Origin of the sequence: Pseudomonas capeferrum (genome assembly GCF_013523055.1) — a bacterium.
Classification (GTDB): Bacteria; Pseudomonadota; Gammaproteobacteria; order Pseudomonadales; family Pseudomonadaceae; genus Aquipseudomonas; species Aquipseudomonas capeferrum_A.
In genome coordinates, this window is record NZ_JAAMQM010000013.1 from 95,030 (window position 1) to 113,699 (window position 18,670).

The following is an 18,670-nucleotide window of genomic DNA, read 5'->3' on the forward strand; positions in this document are numbered from 1 at the left end:
GGACCTCAGACCATCGACGGGTCCGGCTCCAGGCCCATCAGTTCGCGACCGAGAATCTGCGCGCAGACGTCGTAGTCGGTATAGGCGTGGGCGCCGGTCAGGTGCGCGTCACGGAACAGTCGCTGCATCTCGTTGGTCTCGAACCAGGCACCACCGCCCGAGGCCTCCATCAGGCGATCGACGGCCTGAATGCACATCTTGGTCGCATAACCCTGATTGGTACGCCAGAAAGCCAGTGTGGTACGGGAGGGATACTGGTGACGTTCGCTGTGCTCGGCGATCTCGTTCCAGCTGTGCTCGAGCAAGGCACGCGCGGCCGCCACCTGGTGCGTGGACTCCGCCAGGCGCATCAGGGCCGGGGTGGCTGCGCCTACCGCTGCGCCAGTGTAGGCACGCACGCGATTCTTGGTCTTCTCGCGGAACACTTCGAGCATACGCTCGGCGATACCCAGGCCGACGGTGGAAAAGCCGCTGGCGAAATAGGGACGATAAGGAGAGTAGAAAATCTTGCTGTCCGGATACAAGCCGAAACCTGCGGACTTGCCTTCCATCATGTCCCTGGCTTTCTGGATGCGGTGCTCGGGCACGAAGGCATTCTCGACGATCAGCGTCTTGCTGCCGCTGCCCCGCATCCCGACGGCGTACCAATCGTCGCGGATTTCGTAGTCGCTACGGGGAAGAACCGCAAAGCAGTAGTCCTGAGTGCCTTCGGCATTCTTGCGACGAAAGCCCATGATGGCCCACTCCGCGTGGTCGCAGCCCGAGCTCCAGCCCATTTCTCCGCTGAAGGTCACGCCGCCCTGCACTTCCTCGGTACGACCGAAGGGCGCAATGCTGCTGCTGGCGGTCGCGTCCGGGTCCGTGCCCCACACTTCGTCCTGCAGCTTGGGCGAGAACATCGCCAACTGGTGGCTGTGGGTACACAGCAGGCTCATGGCCCAGGCAGTACTGGCACAGGACCCGGCCAGCAGGGCAATGCAATCGGCAAACTCAGGGAGGGAGATCTCCATGCCGCCGAATTTCTTGGGGAGGAAGGCACGGTGCATGCCGATACCTTTCAACAAGGCAATATTGGAGGCGGGGACGCTGCGCTCCTTCTCCGCTTCGAATGCATTGGCTGCGATGGCCGGCAGGATGGACTTCAGATCTTCCAGCAGCGGGTTTGGCTTTTTCATGGGCAGTCTCTTTATTATTGGTAACCAGTCCTGGCGCTACAGGTTCCGTTGCCAAGCAGGCATCGTGACGCAAGACAGCCAGAATCTCGTGAAGACCGGCTCAGTATGTGACGTGCCAGATAGCGGTGAAATGCACGTTACGGATGGAAAATTGCACTTTTCATAGGCTCGACCTCCAAGCGCTTCTGCAGTGGTGACGCGCTGACGGATGTGTTGATCGCTCCGAACCAGGCAATCGTGCCAACAAAACGTTAACATCGACACTAATTAGATGTGCCCTGCCCCCCCATTGCGAAACGGAAGCCTTCAATGACCTTGCGACTGGCTGTCATAGACCAGACCCCTATACACGCGGACCGTGCCGCACTGGCCGCTCCGGCCGCCTCCCTGGAACTGGCGGTGCACTGCGACGCCTTGGGTTACCACCGCTACTGGCTCGCCGAGCACCATGACAGCATCCAGTTTGCCGGTGCCGCACCCGAGATCCTGCTCACGGCCATCGCGGGGGCTACCCGACACATGCGAATCGGCAGCGGCGGCGTGATGCTCACCCACTACAGCCCTTACAAGGTCGCGGAGACGTTCGCCCTGCTGGGCGCGTTGTTCCCTGGACGCATAGATCTGGGCATCGGACGCGCGCCCGGCGGCAGCCACCTGAGCTCGGTCGCGCTCGCAGCACCGACGGCTCCCGCCAGCCACGACCATTTCCCACAACAGGCGGCGGAACTGTGCGCCTTCCTGCGCGGCGATTTCCCGCCTAGCCACCCGTATGCCGCGCTCGCCTGCCCGGTCGACGACGACACGCGACCGTCCCTGTGGATGCTTGGCTCCGGTGGCGGCAGTTCAGGCCTTGCGGGGCAACTGGGCATGGGCCTGGCCTTGGCCAGGTTCATCGCCCCACGCAGTTGCTCACCGGCCATCTTCGAGCATCATGCCCAGGCTTGGGCGCGTGCGGGCTGCAAGGCCGCGCCGCCGCGCCTTCTGGCCGTCGCCGTGATCTGCGCCGAGACCGACGAGCAGGCACAGTTCATTGCCGGCACAGCGGTCTACCGGAAAATGATGGCGGGCAAGCAGCCTCGGGAAGCGTTGGCGAGCCCGGCGGATGTACGCGCCCACTATGCGCGCATGAACTCGCAGCTGCGCCGCGAATTCGATGAAACCCTGGCGGACATGATCGTCGGATCCCCGCAGACCTGCAGGCAGCAACTGATGGAACTGGCCCACATGTTCGAGTGCGAGGAGATTGGAATTGTCACTGTCACCCATGCCTTCGAGCACAGGGTCAGGAGCTACCGGCTGCTTGCCGAGGCACTCGAGTTGGCAGTGGGGCGATGACCGAGCCGACTCGCACTCCTTTGCCAGACAGCTCGGCCCCTCAAGGCCATGGCAGGAACAATCCATGGTACTTGCCTTGGCATCTCGGCAAGGAATTGACCCTGGCCGCGGTGACCACGACAACCCCCGGCTTGAATTCGGCGCCGGTTCCGGCGCAACCCTGGAGTGACACCTTGAAATGCCCAAGCCCACCACCGACCATCGCATGATGGCGATGCCGGCCTACCTGGGCGGCAGCTTCGGTACCGCGGGTGCCAAATGGTACGGCTCGAACATCGCCAACCGGGAAAAGGGCCTGCCACGTTCGATTCTCATGTTCACCTTGAACGACGCAGACACCGGTGCTCCGTTGGCGCACCTGTCGGCGAACCTGCTGTCGGCCTACCGTACCGGCGCCATTCCAGGCGTCGGCGCGCGGCATCTGGCGCGCAAGGATTCCAAGGTCATCGGCCTGCTCGGCCCTGGCGTGATGGGCAAGACCACCGTCGCTGCCTTCATGGCCGTCTGCCCGTTGATCGACACGATCAAGATCAAGGGACGCGGACAGAAGAGTCTCGACGCGTTCATCGAATGGGTGAAGACACCTTATCCGCAGATCGTCCACATCCAGATCGTCGACACCCTCGAGCAAGTGATTCGCGATTCCGACCTGGTGACCTACTGCAGCTCCGGCGAAGTGGGCAACCCGGAAACCTACCCGATCGTGCGCCGCGAGTGGGTCAAGCCAGGCGCCTTCCTGGCGATGCCCGCACCGTGCAACATCGATGAAGCGATGGGGCAGGCGGATATTCGCAAGGTCGTGGACAACGCGAGCTGTATCAAGCGTGATACGAGGAGTTACCCAAGCCCGCGCACCATCACGTGCCCGTCATCGGCGTGCGCTTCATGGACATGATCGTCGAAGGCAAGCTGCACCCCGAGCAGATGAAAGATATCGGCAAGATCACTTGCGGTGATGCGCGTGGCCGGCTCAACGACGAAGAAAGGCCCGTAGCCGTAAGTCACGGTAAATACGCCATTCACTCGCCTCAATGGGACGTATGAGAATCACAGGGCATCCTTTTTTCTCGGTTTCAACTACGCGCCGACCGCGGCTGCGATTGTGATCCCTACAGGGATCAGAGCTGGGCTGGACCGACACTGCGTGGACGCTGCTTTTCATACTTCACGTCCCTTTCGTCCACTCTTCCGACACGCTCCCACCCTAGCCGACGATAGAAGCCGTTCGCCCTGATTTCCTCGCTGCCGTCGGTCACCGGACTGATACGGTCACGCTGGATGAAGAGTGCCTGTTCCGCCCTCTTCAATAACTGTCGACCAATGCCCAGCCCCTTCGAAAGCGGGCCGTACGAACACGGCGAACACCTCTGCCCGTGCCGCATCGATCATGGCGAAGCCCACGGCAACATCATTCACTGCGCCATCCACGCACAAGGCCCTGCGCGATGGCTTCGGTCAGCGTCTCGGTGGTTATGCCCATTTTCGTCATCTCGTCCCGGGTCAGAGCGTTCTGGGTGACGCTGGTACGGATATCAAACAGTTGTTCTATGTCCTGCACAGTGGCGACGCGGATTTCATTTGCATGCGTCTCTTCCCTGGATAGGTATCGCGAAGCATGACGGCATCGCGCCCTGGCAAGTAAACGGCGTTATGACCCCGTATTGATCGGACGCGACTCTTGGGAAGCAGAGGTCCGCCACCCAGCTGGCTCCGCTTGTCGCGTCGAGCGCACGATCATCCATTTTCGAGACCCAACGTATAACGACAACCTACGCAGGAGATGCGCCATGTACGGTATTCGTCCATTTCATCTGGCCCTGGCCTTGTGCCTCGGCGTTGTGGCACCCATGAGCTTCGCCGATACCGATATGGACGGTACCGGTCACAGCAATTCCCCGGAAACCAGCCAGGTTCCCGGCAATGCCAATGGCCCCGAGGAAGGAGCCGACACCGGCGACGGTAGCGGCAAGGACACCGCGCCCAGCCACGGCCAAAGCCGGGAGAGCACTGGCGGCAAGGGCGGTAACGACACCTCCGCTACCGGCGGTGATGCGACGGATCGCGGCAAGAGCGCGCCCGGGGTGGGAACGAACGGTTCCGGTGAGACAGGTGGCAATAGCCCTGGCGATGTCAATGGAGGGGCAGGAGGCGGTTAAGCCTCAATCGCGGGGCGGATTACCTCGGAACTGCTCATAGCAGGGTTTCAACCGCTATCGCGTCGGTGATCTTCTGCATTCTCGGGAGAGTCCCTTGTACCCGTCTGAGAATGCAGCATGGTCAACTGACACGATGGTTGTGGCTATCCAATAGCATCCGTTTCAAATCGCCTGATCGTTCGCGTTCACTCGATTACGCCATTATTCTTGGTCGAGTCCAGCGGCAGTCGCATTCTTTCAGGTTGGTCCGCCACCCTGGACGCCAAGGTGCAAGGCGGCAGATCCTCAAGCCAGACGAAGCCGACCTTGTCGTACAGCGATCGCGCGGCGCTGTTCGATTTCAATACGGTGAGTTGGATGCAAGCGAATCCCGCCTCCCTGCAATGATCGACAACGGCGCCAAGCAGTGCGGCGCCATAGCCGCGGCGGCGAAAATCCCGCGTGACCTGCATGCCGAGATACCGACGTGTCGCTATCTCCGGGACGGCAAAAGCTCTCCGGATAGGCTTCGGCAGAACCTGCGATCTGGCCTTCGATCTCCAGTACATGAACCGGCCAGATGCAGTTTTTAGGGCATGTCGGTGGATTTTCAGCGCTTTTGAGCTCGAGCGCCGCCCGCGCGGCGCTTCGCGCGGTGCATGTCGGTAGATCTTCAGCGCTCTTGAGATCGAGCGCTGCCCGCGCGGCGCTTCGCGCGGTGCCTGTCATGGTATTTTCAGCGCCCTCGGGATCGAGCGCCGCCCGCGCGGCGCTTCGCGGGTAAATCGCATCGGCGAACCGCCGCTCCCACATTTGTTGCACCGTGCCATGGCCTGATAGACCGAGGTCTTAGCCTTTGTTTGTATGGCAAGGATAATGAGGTGCCAACAACAGCCTTGATGCAGTCTTTAGCCATACACCAAGGCTGACAACTCCAATCTCACAGGCCATGGCACGGTGCAACAAATGTGGGAGCGGCGGTTCGCCGATGCGATTTACCCGCGAAGCGCCGCGCGGGCGGTGCTCGATCCCGAGGGCGCTGAAAATACCATGACAGATACCGGGCGAAGCGCCGCGCGGGCGGCGCTCGATCTCAAGAGCGCCGAAAATCCAATGGCATGCGCATGACAGCCATCACGCCACTCAAGCACACTTCCCTACCACACGCCGCGCAACCAGGGGCCGAGCCAGGCTAAGCAGCCCCAACAAGGCCATCCCCGCCCCCACCCACAACGGCGCACGCAAGCCAAGACCAGCATCGATCACCGTCCCTCCCGCCCAACTGCCTAGGGCCAACCCCGCGGTAATCACTGAAGTGTGCAGCGTATTGACCAGCGCCCCCGGCTCGGCGGCTTTCATTACGCGCGCGACCATCGCTGGATTCAAGGCTACACCGGTCAGCCCGAGGGCGATGAAGCAGGTGAGGTTCAACCAGCGCGCATCGCCGGCCAGGGCAAAGCCGCCCAGCGCCAGGACCATCAAGGCCAGACCCCAGCCCAGCGCGGGGATGGTATGCCGATCGGCGATGCGTCCCACCAGCATGTTGCCCAGCAGGTTCGCCACGCCATACAGCGCCAGCAAAGGCGCGACCTGACCCGGAGCCACGCCTACTTCCTGGATCAGGATTGGCGTGCAGTAGCTGAAGGCGGCGAAGGTAGCGCCGATGATCAGGCCGCTGGTGAGGTAGGCGCCCCAGAGGCTGCGATTGTGCAAGGTCGCCCATTGCCGAGCCAGCGCGGGCGCGCTCGTCGCTTCGTCCTTGGGCAAGCGCAAGGCCGTCAGTGCGGTACAGATCAGGGCCAGCCCTACCACCAGCCAGGAGCTGGCGCGCCAGCCGAAATGCTGTTCGACCCAGGCGGTCATGGGCACCCCGGCGACAGGTGAGAGCATCAGCCCGGCCAGTACCACCGACATCGCCCTGCCCCGTGACTGGAGAACGACCAGGCCGGCGCAGAGGGTCATGCACAGGCCGATGCAGGCGGCGCTGGCCACGCCCATCAGGATGCGCGCCAGGACCAGCACGGCGTAGCTTGGCGCCGCGGCTGCCAGTGCCCCGGCTGCCACATAGACAAAAAGAAGTCCCACCAGCGCCTGTTTGCTGCCGATGCCGCGCGCCAATAGCAGGACCGTGACGGGTGGGCCGCCGAGGGCCATGCCCAAGGCATAGAAGGCGATGAGGTTACCGACCTGGGCCAGGCTTACCGAAAAGGCATCGGCCAGGGCCGGCATCATGCCCGCGATCATGAATTCGGCGGTGACCAGCGAGAAGATCGTCAGGCCCAGCAGATAGACCGTGGAGGGCAGTTTAGAGCGGTTCGTCATGGATATCTCGAGCAGGAATCAAGCCCGCCACCCTAGACAATGTTGACCGACAGGTCAAATAGCGGTTGAGCATGAGCTCATGGCAGAAGACATGAGGCGGTACGCATCGTCCTCGATTGGAGGATGGATCGGCATTGAAGAGGCATAAAGGGTAATGCCAGCGAGTTAGGGATAGTCATCGACTTTTAGTGGCTGGGGCTTGGTCTTACGCTTTCAGATCTCCTGGGAAGCCGATGGCCCTGTCGCGGGACAAGCCCGCTCGCCACCGGAGCGCGCCGAGCATCAGTGGCGAGCGGGCTTGTCCCGCGACAGGGCCATCGGCGTCAAAGAAAGTCGGCCAGATGACATTGGACGCCAGGAGCGACTTTTCACCCCTGGCTCCCACTTCCGTGTAAGCACCGCCGCCACCCTTCAGGCCTGCGACTCCTGCTGCTCTCTTACCTGCGACTCTCGCCGCGACGATGATCGAAGCCATGTGCATGGGCCTTGCCATGGTGTCGCTCCACATGGCCACGCGACGGCGGATCGAACCGGCGAATCTCGTGCCTTGGCTTGGCCACCACGTATGCCACAGGTTGGTGGCGCACCACGTGACGAGGTGGTGTCGGGTGGCCATGAGGGTGAGCGCGATGCTCATGGGCTGGCGCGGACACGACGGGCACCATTACAGGCCGCGGGTTGGCCGATGTCACGCCTGCGACCAGAAGGCAAGCGGACAGGATGAGGGTCTTGGTCATTGTCGAAATCATGGTGTCTCCTCTGGCGCTGTTCAGGTTCGCCATGGGTGTATGAAACACCGATTTCGCGTAAGCGGATGTCCACGATCGGTAAAGGTTGGGTAAAGCGCTCAGCCCGATCCCAGGGTTTTGCCAGTCCGGACCTGGGCGTATCGCACATCCCGCCCCGCTCCACGCCACTGCTTCCCATGCACACGCCTAACCTCATCCTGCTGTACGTCGAAGACCCAGAGCGCAGCCGTCTTTTCTACGAGCAATTGCTCAAGCGAAGCGCTTCGTCAGCCTTTCCGACTATGTCGCCTGATCGCTCGGTAACGGACTGAGCTTGGGCTTGTGGTCGGCAAGCGCCAGGGATTTCGTCTCGGGAGAACAAGACCACCGTGGCGAGCTGGGTCTGCTGGTGGAAGATGACGAACAGGTCCGCCACCTCCACGACGAGTGGAGCGCGGCGGGCCTGGTCATCGAACAACCATGCTCAATGCCGACCTGCTCGGGGGCAAGCTCGAGCCGACTGTCAGCTCGATGCTCGCTCGCACACGCGGTGTTCGGCCTTACCTTCGTGGCGTCGGACCCCGATGGGCCTCGGCTGCGGGTGTGTATACCCGACTGAGCGGCCCAGTGGCACATCTTCTCACCGCAGGGATCAGCGGCTACGCATCATCGCCAGCGCCAGGAGGACGGCCAGCGCCGCATGAAACAGCCCTTATCTCATTGATTCAGCAGATCATTGTGGGAGCGGGTTTACCCGCGAAGCAGGCACCGCGGTATCTGGCACCGGCTTCGCCGGTGTTCGCGGGTGAACCCGCTCCCACAAGAGATGCACTGCCCTTGCAGGCCTTGCTCTCTGCGCGATAGCGGCGAGTGAGGAATTTTTACTACCAGATGGCCGTGGCAATCCAGCCCGACACACGCGGCGTCCGTCTTACCTTCGTGGCGCTGGACCCCGATGGGCATCGGCTGCGGGTGTGTACACCCGACTGAGCGGCCTAGTGGCACAGCTTCTCACCGCAGGGTCAGCGACTACGCATCATCGCCAGCGCCAGGTGGACGGCCAGCGCCGCATGAACAACTTTATCTCATTGATTCAGCAGATCATTGTGGGAGCGGGTTTACCCGCGAAGCAGGCACCGCGGTATCTGGCACCGGCTTCGCCGGTGTTCGCGGGTAAACCCGCTCCCACAAGAGATGCACTGCCCTTGCAGGCCTTGCTCTCTGCGCGTTAGCGGCGAGGGAAGAATTTTTATTATCAGATGGTTGTGGGAATCCAGCCCGGCACACGCGGCGTCCGTCTTACCTTCGTGGCGCTGGATCCCGATGGGCATCGGCTGCCGGTGTGTACACCCGACTGAGCGGCCTAGTGGCACCTCTTCTCACCACAGGGATCAGCGGCTACGCATCATCGCCAGCGCCAGAAGACGGCCAGCGCCGCATGAAACAATCGCTATCTCATTGATTCAGCAGATCATTGTGGGAGCGGGTTTACCCGCGAAGCAGGCACCGCGGTATCTGGCACCGGCTTCGCCGGTGTTCGCGGGTGAACCCGCTCCCACAAGATATGCACTGCTCTTGCAGGCCTTGCTCCGTGCGCGTTAGCGGCGAGGGAAGAATTTTTATTATCAGATGGTTGTGGGAATCCAGCCCGGCACACGCGGCGTCCGTCTTACCTTCGTGGCGCCGGACCCCGATGGGCATCGGCTGCCGGTGTGTACACCCGACTGAGCGGCCTAGTGGCACCTCTTCTCACCACAGAGATCAGTGGCTACGCATCATCGCCAGCGCCAGGAGGACGGCCAGCGCCGCATGAAACAACCTTTATCTCATTGATTCAGCAGATCATTGTGGGAGCGGGTTTACCCGCGAAGCAGGCACCGCGGTATCTGGCACCGGCTTCGCCGGTGTTCGCGGGTGAACCCGCTCCCACAAGAGATGCACTGCCCTTGCAGGCCTTGCTCTCTGCGCGATAGCGGCGAGTGAGGAATTTTTACTACCAGATAGCCGTGGCAATCCAGCCCAATGCACCGAGCCCCAGATGGCCGATGCCCAGCCCACCGAGGATCGCGCCCAGGCCGATACCAGCATTGGCCGCCGAGATGTTCAGGGTAGCGGCCAGCGCCTGCGCCTGAGCGCCTGCCTGCATGACTCGCACTTGGCACACCGGGAACAGTGCCGTGTAGGCGACACCCCAGAGCACCAGAGCGCCGATGAGCCAAGCGTGCTGCCCCGCCAACGGCACGGCGGCGGTCATGCCGATACCCAGCAGCACCAGGAAGAACACCATCGCGCCCAAGGGGCTGCGGTCCACCCACTTGCCGCCCCACTGGTTGCCTAGCATGCCGACGGCGCCGAAGCCCATGAGCCACCAGCCGACCTGGCTGGGCCCGACGCCTGCCAAACTCTGGAGGATATCCGCCAGGTAGGTGTAGGCCGTGAACATGGCGGTGAAGGTCAGGACCGACAGCAACACATGGGCAAGGAAGCGTGGCTGCTTGAGAATATCGTTCTGTTTCCCACCTTTGGCCCTGGCCGGCGACGAGGGCAGCGTCGGCATGCACAATTGCATCAGCCCGGCGATGACCAGCGAGATGGCCGCCAGGACCCAGAAGCAGCCGCGCTAGCCCAGGGTATCCGCCGCGACGGTGCCCAGCGAAACGCCGAACACCAGGGCCGCAGAAATCCCCAGGTAAACGCGCGATACGGCCTTGCCGGACTGGCCCGGACCGGCCAATTGACTCGCCGTTTCACTCGCGGTCCCCAGAACACCGGCAAGCCGAGCGCGGGGATGAACCGCGCCACGGCCATGACCCAGATCCTTTTCCGATCGCTTCGTCGATCCTGTCCATGAAGGTATCGATATCGTCGTGCGCATCGGCGAGGGCGACGCCTGGCCCGCGGCACTGGGACGTCGGTACATCGGCGCCCAGCGCCTGGTCTTCTGCGCCGCGCCGCGTTACCTCGCCGAGCACGGGTTCCCTGCCGCCATCGCGGAGCTGGAAACGCACCACTGCATTGCCTATGGCCAAGCGGATGGGCAGGTGGGCCCATGGTTCTTCAAGGGCCGCCAACCGGGCGATCAGGAGCGCAGAGTGGTGCATCCGAGGATCGCGGTAGGCGATGGAGAAGGCGAAGTGTCGGCCACGCTCGAAGGTTACGGCATTGCCCAACTGCCGACCTGGCTCGTGCAGCGGCATCTGGACGAAGGCAGGCTGGTCGAGGTATTGCCGGAACTCGCCACCGAGGGTCTGCCGATGAACCTGGTGTGGTTGAAAGCGCGTGAGGCATTACCGAAAGTCAGTACCTTGCTCGATTATCTGCAAGAACGGCTGGCACCTCATGGCCGTGTGGGGTAACCAGTGCTTCCAACGGTCGACGCCTGCCAAGGGGGTGTTGGATGCGACCCCTGCGAGCCCGCGGGCTTCGACACAGAGTGTCCACGACAGCAATACCCTGGCAAGCATGCGTGTCATGATCGATCGATGCCTGACGCCGTGCCCAGCGCTCTTTGCCGACAGTCCCGCTGGCTTGTACCATACGGTATTGATGGCCATCACCCTGCCGGACGGCAAATCATGATCCAGTCCGACCTCGACCTGTTCGGCTCCCAACCGCAGCGTCTTGCCAGCCACACCGTGTTGCTGCCTGGTTTCGTCCTGAGCGAAGTGGAGGCCGTGCTCGACGCCTTGCGCCCGGTGCTGCGCGCCTCGCCGTTTCGCCACATGCAGACGCCGGGCGGGTTACGCATGGCGGTGGCGTTGAGCAATTGCGGCGCGCTGGGCTGGGTCAGCGACGAAAAGGGCTATCGCTACGATCCGATCGACCCCATGACCGGCAAGCCCTGGCCCGGCCTGCCACCCGTGCTGTTCGGCATCGCCGGCCGTGCGGCGGCGGCTGCCGGGTTCGAGCGGTTCGAGCCCGATGCCTGCCTGATCAACCATTACCTGCCAGGGAATCGCCTGAGCCTGCATCAGGATCGTGACGAACATGATTTCAGCCAGCCGATCGTGTCGATCTCCCTTGGATTGCCGGCGCTATTTTTGTTCGGTGGGTCGAGCCGTGGCGAACGCACGCAGCGCATTCCGTTGAGTCATGGGGATGTTCTGGTCTGGGGTGGGGAGGATCGGTTGCGGTTTCATGGGGTATTGCCGGTAAAGCCTGGCGTTCATCCGCGGTTGGGGGAGCGGCGTATCAACCTGACGTTGCGCAAGGCGGGGTGATGCGGGGGGTATGACCAAGAGGGTTGAGGCAACCAGTAGGTATCGCGTTTCCTCCTCTAGCTTGGTAACTGGACTATCTGCATTGCCAGGCGACCCCTTCGGGCTCGATCGCAGGACAAGCCAGCTCGCCACCGGTTAGCGGCAGCTCACGCCTATGTGGCAAAACATGGGCTCGCTAGCAAATTTGTGTGCACCGCTAGCCGGTGGCGAGCTGGCTTGTCCTGCGATCGAGCCCGAAGGGGTCGCCTGGCAATGAATTCAGCCCAACCAACCCGATAGCGGTGGAAACATCGATGTAGTACCACCCAAAACGTCTACCTCAAGGCTGCTGATACTGCCCCAGATACTTGTCCACCATCGCCTTGTCCCCCGCTCCATTCCCCGCCGCCTGCCACAACCGCCGTTCGATCCCCTGCGCCAGCAGGTGCCCCACCGCCGACTCGATCGCCGACAGCACGCACAACTGCGCCGGCTCGTTGGTGGTATACCCGACCTCGGCTTCCAGCAGCTTCTTGAATTCGATGAACTTGAATACCCCCGCGCTACGACCCACCGAATAGATGGTCTTGCTGGTCATGACGTTGGCCAGCACCTGCCCGGTCCGCACGTCGACGGCGCGCAGGTTGACCGTGACCTGGTCGATCCGGTACTCCCGAGAGATATCGATGCCCAGGTAGCGCGCGCCCTCCCCCCCACTGCGCACGTTGGTGTCGTAGGCAATGATGCCGCCCTCGAGCATGAGGTTGGCCGCTTGCAAGGGCGGCAGCTCGTCCTGGATGTTGGCTGGGGTGTCGGGCTTTCTCTGCGAAGCACGAATGATCTTGCGCTCGGTCAGCAGATTCTGCAGCCCTTCGCGCTCGAGCACGACGAACCAGCCACTGGCATTGAGCGCATCCATCAACATGCTCGCGGCCCCTTGGGTAACGCTGGTGGAGAAGGAGCTTGCCGGGTTCGGCTTGTACTGCCCGGTCTGGTCGCGGAACCCATACACCACGGCCATCAGCCGGCCCTTGGGCCTGGGCATCTTGAGCAGGTCGTAGTAGGTCGAGGCGCGTGGCGTCAGGGTCGGCGTCTCGCTGTCGTGTTCGGCAGGCATGGGTTCTCGACTGGCGCAGCCTTGCAGGGCGGCGAGGATCAGCAATGTGCTCAGCAAGCGTTTCATGGTGTCTCTCCCCATTGACCCGTCCCTCTCAGGGGTTCAGGCCGCTGACCTCGATGATCGAAATTTCGCCGGTGGCGCGGTCGGTGACCTGAATGCTCAAGGCACCCGAATCATCGATGACATCGATCAGGAAGGCATCCGTGGCCAAGCTGCCGGTGTTGCCGTTGTTGATGGTGTCCAGAAGCTGCGACAGCAGTCGTGATTCCAGCTGGTTGGTGAAGCGTTCCAGAGCCGAAGTGCCGGCAAAGGCCGACGCCCGACTCTTGAGGTCCGGGTCGTCGTAGTCGTTCTGCGCCTGGGCGTTGTTCAGCAGCCAGGCGCCGTTGAGCGGGTTGCCGCCAAAAGCCGGGTTGACCGGGGTGTACACCAGCTCGGTGGCCAGGGCCGGACCCGCGCAGACGACGACCAACAGGCCGACGGCGAGACCGCGGGGAATATCAATGCTCATAGCTCGTCCCTCTCCAGATCGGTGGTGTCCTGCAGCATTCGTTGCAACTTGCGCTCGATGATCAGTTGCTTGACCAGGTCGGCGGCCGCGACGGCCTCGTCTTTGAGTTGCGTGGTGTTGGGCGGCAGGAAGCGGCGGTACAACACCTCGCGTTCGTATTCGACGGACACCAGGCTGCCCCAGCGCGCATCCGGTCGCTCGTTCACCACCAGGTTGAAATCCAGGCGGCTGGTGGCGCGCAGGCGGTCGGTGAACTCGTAGTAGAAGTTGTGGCCGATGTGCGAAATGGTGTTGTCGACGATGAAGCCCATCATCTCGTCTTCGGTAGCGGCTCGCGCCGGCCCCAGGGCCAGCATCAGGCTCAAGGCCAGGACGGCAATCACGCGAGGCAGGCTCATGGTGCGTCTCCCGGGCCGAGGTGCCGACGTGCGTCGGTGGCCGCTTCGGCGAAAGCCTGTTCGGCGACGAACTGCCAATCGCTGTAGTGCTCGAGCCCTTCGAACCCGGACCACTGCGCGGCGAAGCCGCTGCGCTTGAGGGGTACGGCACTGGAGCGACTGTAGATGCCGGTGATGCGACCGTCGATGGAGCGCAGCAGGCCCCACGCCTCGCCCTCGATCGGGTCGGGGTAGAGCCGACGAATGTGTCGCTGCGGCGACGGAAAACGGTTGTCCTCCAGCAGCTCGGCGAGGTCCTGCGGGTACTGGGCAAGCCCTGGAGAGGCCCGGTAGTAGCTGCGCAAGGCCTGGGCGTATTGCCCGCCGACCCACAGCAACTGGCGTTCACGCTCGCGCAGCGCGCTGGTCGACCAGAGCGTGCCAGAGGCCGCCAGTGCCATGCCGCTCACCGCGATCAGAAACAGCACGCCCAGGTAGGTAAAGCCCGCCTCGGCGGCATTACCACTCGGCATAGAGGCTGCCATCGCGCGCCCTCCCGGTTGCACCGCTCTTGATATCGGCCACGCCACCGGCCACGCCCTCGGGGGGTGAAACCAGCTGCCAGGCGTCATTGCGCTCGGTGACGGGATCAACCGGCGTATTGCGCAGGTAACGCTGCTCGACCAACTGCTCGAGGGACTCGGGATACTGGCCGGTATCACCGTAATAGTGGTCGAGCGCTTCGCGCAGCACCGCCAGGCTCTGGCGCAACGACGCCTCGCGGGACGCCTCCAGGCTGTTGAAGTAGCGCGGCATGGCGATGGTCATGAGGGTGGCGATGATCGCCATGACCACCAGCAACTCGATCAGGGTGAAACCACGACTGCCTTTCATCAGCGTCACCATTGTCCGTAGGGAATGCCGTTGAGCCCCTTGCCGCGGGCCAGGGAGTACACGTCATACACATCTTCACCGTCACGTGGGTTGTCCGCGCTGCTGTCGTAGCTGCGCAGGCCCCAGCCGCCTCCGTCATCCTCCTCGACCGCCCGCAGCGGGTCGTGAGGGATGCGCCGCAGGAAGTAGAACTTGGCGCCCTTGGCGCTGCGCACGTCACGCACACCCTCCACCAGCACCTGCAAGCTCGGCGGGTAGCCGCTGGCATTGAGGCGCTTCTCGATGTAGCCGGCATCGAACGCGCGCTTGTACGCATCGATGCCATCGCGGATCTGGTACAGGGCTTCGCGCAACTGCTGCTCCTTGCCACGGCGTACCACGGTCTCGGTGAGCGGCGCGGCCATCGAGGCGAGCAAGCCCAGCAGCGCCAGGGTCAGCACCACTTCGATCAGGCTGAAGCCACTCATGCGCCGTCTCATGGCTACAGGCCCCGCCCCGAAGGCGCGACCGCCACCGGCTCGCTCGGCAGCTCGATCGGCGCCTGACGGCGGATCTGCATGCTGGTTTCGGTACCGGTTTCGAACTCCATGTCCGACGGGCTCTGGTATGGCAGGTTGCGCACGATGCGCGGGGTGATCGAGAGGACCAGCTCGGAATTGCTCATGTTGTCCTTGTTGCTGCCGAACAGCCGCCCCAGCCCCGGTATATCGCCCAGTACAGGGATCTTGTTGCCACTGGCGCCATGGTCGTTGCGCACCAGCCCGGCGAGTATCTGCGTCTCGCCGTCGTGCAGGCGCAGGCTGGTCTGGGCGTTGCGCGTGTCGACCTGGACCGGAATGGTGCCCTGGCGAGTCGGTTCCAACGGCGTGGCGTTGCTTACCTCCAGCGCGATCTTGATCGCCACCTCGTTGTTCAGGTGCACCACCGGCTGCACCTCGAGCTTGAGACCGACATCCAGGTAGGTGACGCTCTCGGTGATCACCGGCCCCTGGGTCGAAGGCACCGAAGTGGCGCTGATGATCGGCACCCGCTGGCCGATGTGGATGCGCGCCTGCTCGCGGTTGCTGACCCTGATCACCGGGCTGGCCAGGGTGTTAATGTCGTTGTCCTGGGCATTGATCTTGGCCTGCGGCGACGGCGACATGCTGATCCGTCCGGAGTTGATGCCGCGCAGCTGGTCGAGGAGGGTCACGCCGGTGCCATCGCCATTGACCACGCCGAAGGTATTGGGCCACTGCAATCCGAGTTCGAGGATGCGCGAACGGGCCACTTCCATCACCTCCACCTCCAGCACCACTTCCGGGTTGGACTGGTCCTGGGATTGCAACAGTTTCTCGGCCATGCGCACGGCATCCGGAGTGTCGCGCATGGTCAGGGTGTTGAGCCGCTCGTCGACGAATATGTCGCGGGTCTTGAGCATGGTCTTGACCATGTTCAGCGCGGTATTGGCGTCGATGCTGGTCAGGTAGAAGGTGCGCATGACCAGTTCCTGGTAATCCTTGGTCTTCTGCGGCGAATCCGGGTAGATCAGCAGGGTGTTGTCGTTGACGATCTTCTGGTGCAGCTGGTTCTGCTCCAGCAGCAAGGCCACGGCGTGCTCGATGCGCACCTCGCGCACGAAGATGGTGGCCTTCATGTCGGGGCGCAGGTCCTTGTCGAAGATGAAATTGAGCCCGGCGACCTGCGACAGCACCTCGAAGATGGTCTTGAGATTGGCATCGCGGAATTCCAGGGTCACGGGCCGCTCCAGCTTGCTGCGCAATTGCGGGTACGGCTGCGAGGTACGCGCCTGGACGGTCTCGGTGTCACGCCGCAGCGCCAGGCCGCCCTGGTTCTGCGGGTCCAGGCGCAGCACATCGCGCGCATGGCGCTCGGCGCCGAACAGGTCGCCCTGGCGCAACGCCGCCTGGCCCATCGCCACGCGCTCGTCGAGGTTGCGGATCATCTCGATCTGACGTACCCCTTCCTGGGCCCGACGGTTGTTCGGTTCCAGGATCAGTACACGCCCGTAGCCCATCCGGGCGCCTGGAAAATCGTGACGTGAACGGTCGCTGTCGGCCTGGGCCAGGAGTGCCTCGACCGAGGCCTGGCGACCGTGGGCCAGGGCGATATTGAGCTCGGTATTTCGCGGATCATCGCGCAGCGCCTGTTCCAGTACGGCAATGCCGGCTTCGTACTGACCTTCGCCGATCAGCGCCTGGCCGTCCTTGCGCGCGGCGTTGGAACCGCAGCCGGCGAGGGCCACGCACAAGGCCAGGAGTACGAATGGGGCGGGCTTGCACAACTTCGATGGCTTCATGGAGCGCTCCCGACAGACAGGGTCTGGGACAGGTGCAAAGGCAGGTAGACCAGGCTCAGCTCCGTGGCGGAGATCTGCTCGATCCGGTAGGTATCCTCGATCACGTCGCCCTGGCGCACGACATAGAGCTTTTCGCCGTCCTGCAGGAAGACTTGCTGGTCCAGGCGATCGTCCAGGCGCCCGACGAACTGGAACGGCAGCACCGGCGCGGCAGGCGCCGCGATGACCGGGGCGACCGCCACTGGCTGCTCGGTGACTTTGGCCAGGGTCGGCGCCGCGCTCCAGCGCTGGCTGGGGAACAGGTCGCGCGTCGCGGCACGGGGCGCCACGGCAGGCACGCTCCGCGCCTGGTCGACCGTCCTGGTCGGAACCTTGACCCCCTGCGTCGTCACGCTGTCAGCGGGTGGCTGGCCGACCCAGTGGCCGGGTGCCCAGGCCAGGGCCGCGCTGAGGCCGAGAAAACCGATCCACATCATTGCCCGTTGACTGTTCATCACGACCTCGACAGGTAAAGGGTCATGCGCAGGCGGCCGGTCAGCTCGCTGTCGCCGATGCGCTTGCGCTGCAGTTCCAGGTCTTCCAGCACCAGGGTGGGCAACTGGCCGAGCAGCGATTGCAGAAAACCGCGGATCTGCGGATAGCTGCCGCGTACCGGCAGGACGATCTGATAGCGCGCCAGTTGGGTCTTGGGATCGACACCCAGGGCGTACTCGCCACGGGCCAGGCTGATGCGCTCGGCGCTGGCCAGGCGGTACAGACGGTCGATCAGTTCGGTGGCCTGGGGCTGCCCGGGCAGTTGCCGACGCAGGCTGTCGATGGCTTGTTGCTCCGGCTGGATCGACACCTTCAGCTCGCCCCGCTCCAGGCGCCCGACCTGAACCCTGGCATCCGTCTCGGCCGCCCGCAGCTCGCGCACGACCAGCCACTGCGGCAGCAGCACGGCCAGGCCCAGGACCAAGGTCGCTAGCAGCAGCAAGACCGTGGCCAGGCCGACGCGCCCCAGGCGCCGAGCGTGTTCGTGGAGAATCAGGCTAGGGACGCGCATGGCCTGTCTCCCAGGTCGCGGACAAATTGAACTGCACCGGATGTTCGGGTTGCTTGGCGACGATCTCGTGGTTGAGCAGCGAGACATCGCGCAGCTCGCCACTGCTTTCCAGCCGCTGATGGAAGCGCAGCATCGCCTCGAGGCTGCGCGCTTCGGCCGCGATACGCACCTGGCCCTTGCGGGCGTCCGGGGTCAGGGTCAGCAGCGCGACGTCCTCTTGGGGCAACGCTTCCAGCATGGCGAACAGTTGCTCCCATGGCCGTTGCAGCTGCTGCGAGACGTGACGCATCTGCGCCAGGTGTTCGGCCTGCTCGCGACTCGCGGCACTGTTGCGCGCCACATTGCTGGCGGGACGTCGTCCCAGTTGCTGCTCCAGCCGATGCAAGGACGCCTCCCGCTCGACCTGTTCCCCTTGCAGCAGGTAGAGGGCCGCCAGCACCGCCACCAGCAGTGCGCAGCCGATGGCGAGCACAGCCCACCCCAGCACGCCGCTGCGCCGCGGCTGGAACTCCAGGTCGAGGCAACGCACC

General features: G+C 63.4%; 18 protein-coding genes and 3 pseudogenes. 5 read left to right on the forward strand and 16 right to left on the reverse strand.

The window, feature by feature from the left end:
- Nucleotides 1-5: 5 nt before the first annotated feature.
- The gene (locus tag G7009_RS16045) at nucleotides 6-1,175 is read right to left on the reverse strand and encodes a p-hydroxyphenylacetate 3-hydroxylase oxygenase component (RefSeq protein ID WP_181131042.1); all 1,170 of its coding nucleotides are present in this window, start codon (nucleotides 1,173-1,175) and stop codon (nucleotides 6-8) included.
- 309 nt (nucleotides 1,176-1,484) lie between these two features.
- Here G7009_RS16045 and G7009_RS16050 point away from each other — a divergent pair, with 309 nt between their 5' ends.
- Entirely contained in the window at nucleotides 1,485-2,510 is a 1,026-nt protein-coding gene (locus tag G7009_RS16050) for an MsnO8 family LLM class oxidoreductase (RefSeq protein WP_181131043.1), read from the forward strand.
- Between the two features lie 178 nt (nucleotides 2,511-2,688).
- Nucleotides 2,689-3,545, forward strand: a pseudogene (locus G7009_RS16055) (tyramine oxidase subunit B); the annotation flags it as partial.
- Nucleotides 3,546-3,628: 83 nt separating this feature from the next.
- On the opposite strand, the gene G7009_RS28040 reads toward G7009_RS16055, so the two are convergent.
- Nucleotides 3,629-3,892, reverse strand: coding sequence for a GNAT family N-acetyltransferase (locus G7009_RS28040; RefSeq protein WP_308813330.1), 264 nt, complete (start codon nucleotides 3,890-3,892; stop codon nucleotides 3,629-3,631).
- 405 nt (nucleotides 3,893-4,297) lie between these two features.
- On the opposite strand from G7009_RS28040, the gene G7009_RS16065 reads away from it, so the two are divergent.
- Nucleotides 4,298-4,666, forward strand: coding sequence for a hypothetical protein (locus G7009_RS16065; RefSeq protein ID WP_181131044.1), 369 nt, complete (start codon nucleotides 4,298-4,300; stop codon nucleotides 4,664-4,666).
- A gap of 185 nt (nucleotides 4,667-4,851) precedes the next feature.
- Here the strand turns inward: G7009_RS16065 and G7009_RS16070 are convergent, their stop codons facing one another.
- The 4 genes and pseudogenes from G7009_RS16070 to G7009_RS16085 form a co-directional block, all read right to left on the reverse strand.
- On the reverse strand, nucleotides 4,852-5,214 hold the full coding sequence (locus G7009_RS16070; protein ID WP_181131045.1) for a GNAT family N-acetyltransferase: 363 nt from the start codon (nucleotides 5,212-5,214) through the stop codon (nucleotides 4,852-4,854).
- 574 nt (nucleotides 5,215-5,788) lie between these two features.
- A complete protein-coding gene (locus G7009_RS16075) occupies nucleotides 5,789-6,967 on the reverse strand; it encodes an MFS transporter (RefSeq protein ID WP_181131046.1) in 1,179 nt (392 codons plus the stop codon).
- A gap of 437 nt (nucleotides 6,968-7,404) precedes the next feature.
- Nucleotides 7,405-7,716, reverse strand: a complete 312-nt coding sequence (locus G7009_RS16080; protein ID WP_181131047.1) for a hypothetical protein — start codon at nucleotides 7,714-7,716, stop codon at nucleotides 7,405-7,407.
- Between the two features lie 1,972 nt (nucleotides 7,717-9,688).
- A pseudogene (locus G7009_RS16085) lies at nucleotides 9,689-10,512 on the reverse strand (MFS transporter); the annotation flags it as partial.
- Here G7009_RS16085 and G7009_RS16090 point away from each other — a divergent pair.
- Together G7009_RS16090 and alkB are read left to right on the forward strand one after the other, a co-directional pair.
- Nucleotides 10,512-11,051: pseudogene (locus tag G7009_RS16090) on the forward strand (LysR substrate-binding domain-containing protein); the annotation flags it as partial. The pseudogenes G7009_RS16085 and G7009_RS16090 sit on opposite strands and share 1 nt — an antisense overlap.
- Nucleotides 11,052-11,270: 219 nt before the next feature.
- The gene (gene alkB / locus G7009_RS16095; protein ID WP_181131048.1) at nucleotides 11,271-11,915 is read left to right on the forward strand and encodes a DNA oxidative demethylase AlkB; all 645 of its coding nucleotides are present in this window, start codon (nucleotides 11,271-11,273) and stop codon (nucleotides 11,913-11,915) included.
- A 319-nt stretch (nucleotides 11,916-12,234) separates the two neighbouring features.
- Here the strand turns inward: alkB and G7009_RS16100 are convergent, their stop codons facing one another.
- From G7009_RS16100 to G7009_RS16145, 10 genes are read right to left on the reverse strand one after another with little or no spacing between them, the layout of a single operon-like run.
- Nucleotides 12,235-13,077 carry a CsgG/HfaB family protein gene (locus G7009_RS16100; protein WP_181131049.1) on the reverse strand — a complete coding sequence of 281 codons (843 nt, stop codon included), beginning with the start codon at nucleotides 13,075-13,077 and terminating at the stop codon, nucleotides 12,235-12,237.
- Between the two features lie 28 nt (nucleotides 13,078-13,105).
- Nucleotides 13,106-13,525, reverse strand: coding sequence for a curli assembly protein CsgF (locus G7009_RS16105; protein WP_181131050.1), 420 nt, complete (start codon nucleotides 13,523-13,525; stop codon nucleotides 13,106-13,108).
- Nucleotides 13,522-13,923: a curli production assembly/transport protein CsgE gene (gene csgE / locus G7009_RS16110; RefSeq protein WP_181131051.1), complete on the reverse strand. Its 402-nt coding sequence runs from the start codon at nucleotides 13,921-13,923 to the stop codon at nucleotides 13,522-13,524. Before csgE ends, G7009_RS16105 begins: the two co-directional genes overlap by 4 nt.
- Nucleotides 13,920-14,447: a type II secretion system protein gene (locus G7009_RS16115; RefSeq protein WP_181131052.1), complete on the reverse strand. Its 528-nt coding sequence runs from the start codon at nucleotides 14,445-14,447 to the stop codon at nucleotides 13,920-13,922. Before G7009_RS16115 ends, csgE begins: the two co-directional genes overlap by 4 nt.
- On the reverse strand, nucleotides 14,422-14,796 hold the full coding sequence (locus G7009_RS16120; protein ID WP_181131053.1) for a type II secretion system protein: 375 nt from the start codon (nucleotides 14,794-14,796) through the stop codon (nucleotides 14,422-14,424). The genes G7009_RS16115 and G7009_RS16120 overlap by 26 nt, the downstream gene beginning before the upstream one ends.
- Nucleotides 14,797-14,801: 5 nt before the next feature.
- Complete coding sequence (locus tag G7009_RS16125; protein ID WP_181131054.1) at nucleotides 14,802-15,263, reverse strand: prepilin-type N-terminal cleavage/methylation domain-containing protein; 462 nt, start codon at nucleotides 15,261-15,263, stop codon at nucleotides 14,802-14,804.
- A gap of 14 nt (nucleotides 15,264-15,277) precedes the next feature.
- A complete protein-coding gene (locus G7009_RS16130) occupies nucleotides 15,278-17,095 on the reverse strand; it encodes a secretin N-terminal domain-containing protein (protein ID WP_181131055.1) in 1,818 nt (605 codons plus the stop codon).
- Complete coding sequence (locus G7009_RS16135) at nucleotides 17,092-17,589, reverse strand: hypothetical protein (protein ID WP_181131056.1); 498 nt, start codon at nucleotides 17,587-17,589, stop codon at nucleotides 17,092-17,094. Before G7009_RS16135 ends, G7009_RS16130 begins: the two co-directional genes overlap by 4 nt.
- Nucleotides 17,589-18,140: a type 4a pilus biogenesis protein PilO gene (pilO, locus tag G7009_RS16140; RefSeq protein ID WP_181131057.1), complete on the reverse strand. Its 552-nt coding sequence runs from the start codon at nucleotides 18,138-18,140 to the stop codon at nucleotides 17,589-17,591. Before pilO ends, G7009_RS16135 begins: the two co-directional genes overlap by 1 nt.
- The gene (locus G7009_RS16145; protein ID WP_181131058.1) at nucleotides 18,127-18,669 is read right to left on the reverse strand and encodes a PilN domain-containing protein; all 543 of its coding nucleotides are present in this window, start codon (nucleotides 18,667-18,669) and stop codon (nucleotides 18,127-18,129) included. Before G7009_RS16145 ends, pilO begins: the two co-directional genes overlap by 14 nt.
- Nucleotide 18,670: the final 1 nt, after the last annotated feature.

Excerpts from the sequence above, each read along its gene's own strand:
- G7009_RS16135 (WP_181131056.1), bottom strand. The coding sequence starts at position 17,589 with ATGAACAGTCAACGGGCAATGATGTGGATCGGTTTTCTCGGCCTCAGC.
- G7009_RS16125 (WP_181131054.1), bottom strand. The coding sequence starts at position 15,263 with ATGAGTGGCTTCAGCCTGATCGAAGTGGTGCTGACCCTGGCGCTGCTG.
- G7009_RS16120 (WP_181131053.1), bottom strand. The coding sequence starts at position 14,796 with ATGAAAGGCAGTCGTGGTTTCACCCTGATCGAGTTGCTGGTGGTCATG.
- G7009_RS16080 (WP_181131047.1), bottom strand. The coding sequence starts at position 7,716 with ATGATTTCGACAATGACCAAGACCCTCATCCTGTCCGCTTGCCTTCTG.
- csgE (WP_181131051.1), bottom strand. The coding sequence starts at position 13,923 with ATGAGCCTGCCTCGCGTGATTGCCGTCCTGGCCTTGAGCCTGATGCTG.
- G7009_RS16065 (WP_181131044.1), top strand. The coding sequence starts at position 4,298 with ATGTACGGTATTCGTCCATTTCATCTGGCCCTGGCCTTGTGCCTCGGC.
- G7009_RS16070 (WP_181131045.1), bottom strand. The coding sequence starts at position 5,214 with ATGTACTGGAGATCGAAGGCCAGATCGCAGGTTCTGCCGAAGCCTATC.
- G7009_RS16105 (WP_181131050.1), bottom strand. The coding sequence starts at position 13,525 with ATGAGCATTGATATTCCCCGCGGTCTCGCCGTCGGCCTGTTGGTCGTC.
- G7009_RS16100 (WP_181131049.1), bottom strand. The coding sequence starts at position 13,077 with ATGAAACGCTTGCTGAGCACATTGCTGATCCTCGCCGCCCTGCAAGGC.
- G7009_RS16050 (WP_181131043.1), top strand. The coding sequence starts at position 1,485 with ATGACCTTGCGACTGGCTGTCATAGACCAGACCCCTATACACGCGGAC.
- G7009_RS28040 (WP_308813330.1), bottom strand. The coding sequence starts at position 3,892 with ATGCGGCACGGGCAGAGGTGTTCGCCGTGTTCGTACGGCCCGCTTTCG.
- alkB (WP_181131048.1), top strand. The coding sequence starts at position 11,271 with ATGATCCAGTCCGACCTCGACCTGTTCGGCTCCCAACCGCAGCGTCTT.
- G7009_RS16075 (WP_181131046.1), bottom strand. The coding sequence starts at position 6,967 with ATGACGAACCGCTCTAAACTGCCCTCCACGGTCTATCTGCTGGGCCTG.
- G7009_RS16045 (WP_181131042.1), bottom strand. The coding sequence starts at position 1,175 with ATGAAAAAGCCAAACCCGCTGCTGGAAGATCTGAAGTCCATCCTGCCG.
- G7009_RS16115 (WP_181131052.1), bottom strand. The coding sequence starts at position 14,447 with ATGGCAGCCTCTATGCCGAGTGGTAATGCCGCCGAGGCGGGCTTTACC.
- G7009_RS16130 (WP_181131055.1), bottom strand. The coding sequence starts at position 17,095 with ATGAAGCCATCGAAGTTGTGCAAGCCCGCCCCATTCGTACTCCTGGCC.
- pilO (WP_181131057.1), bottom strand. The coding sequence starts at position 18,140 with ATGCGCGTCCCTAGCCTGATTCTCCACGAACACGCTCGGCGCCTGGGG.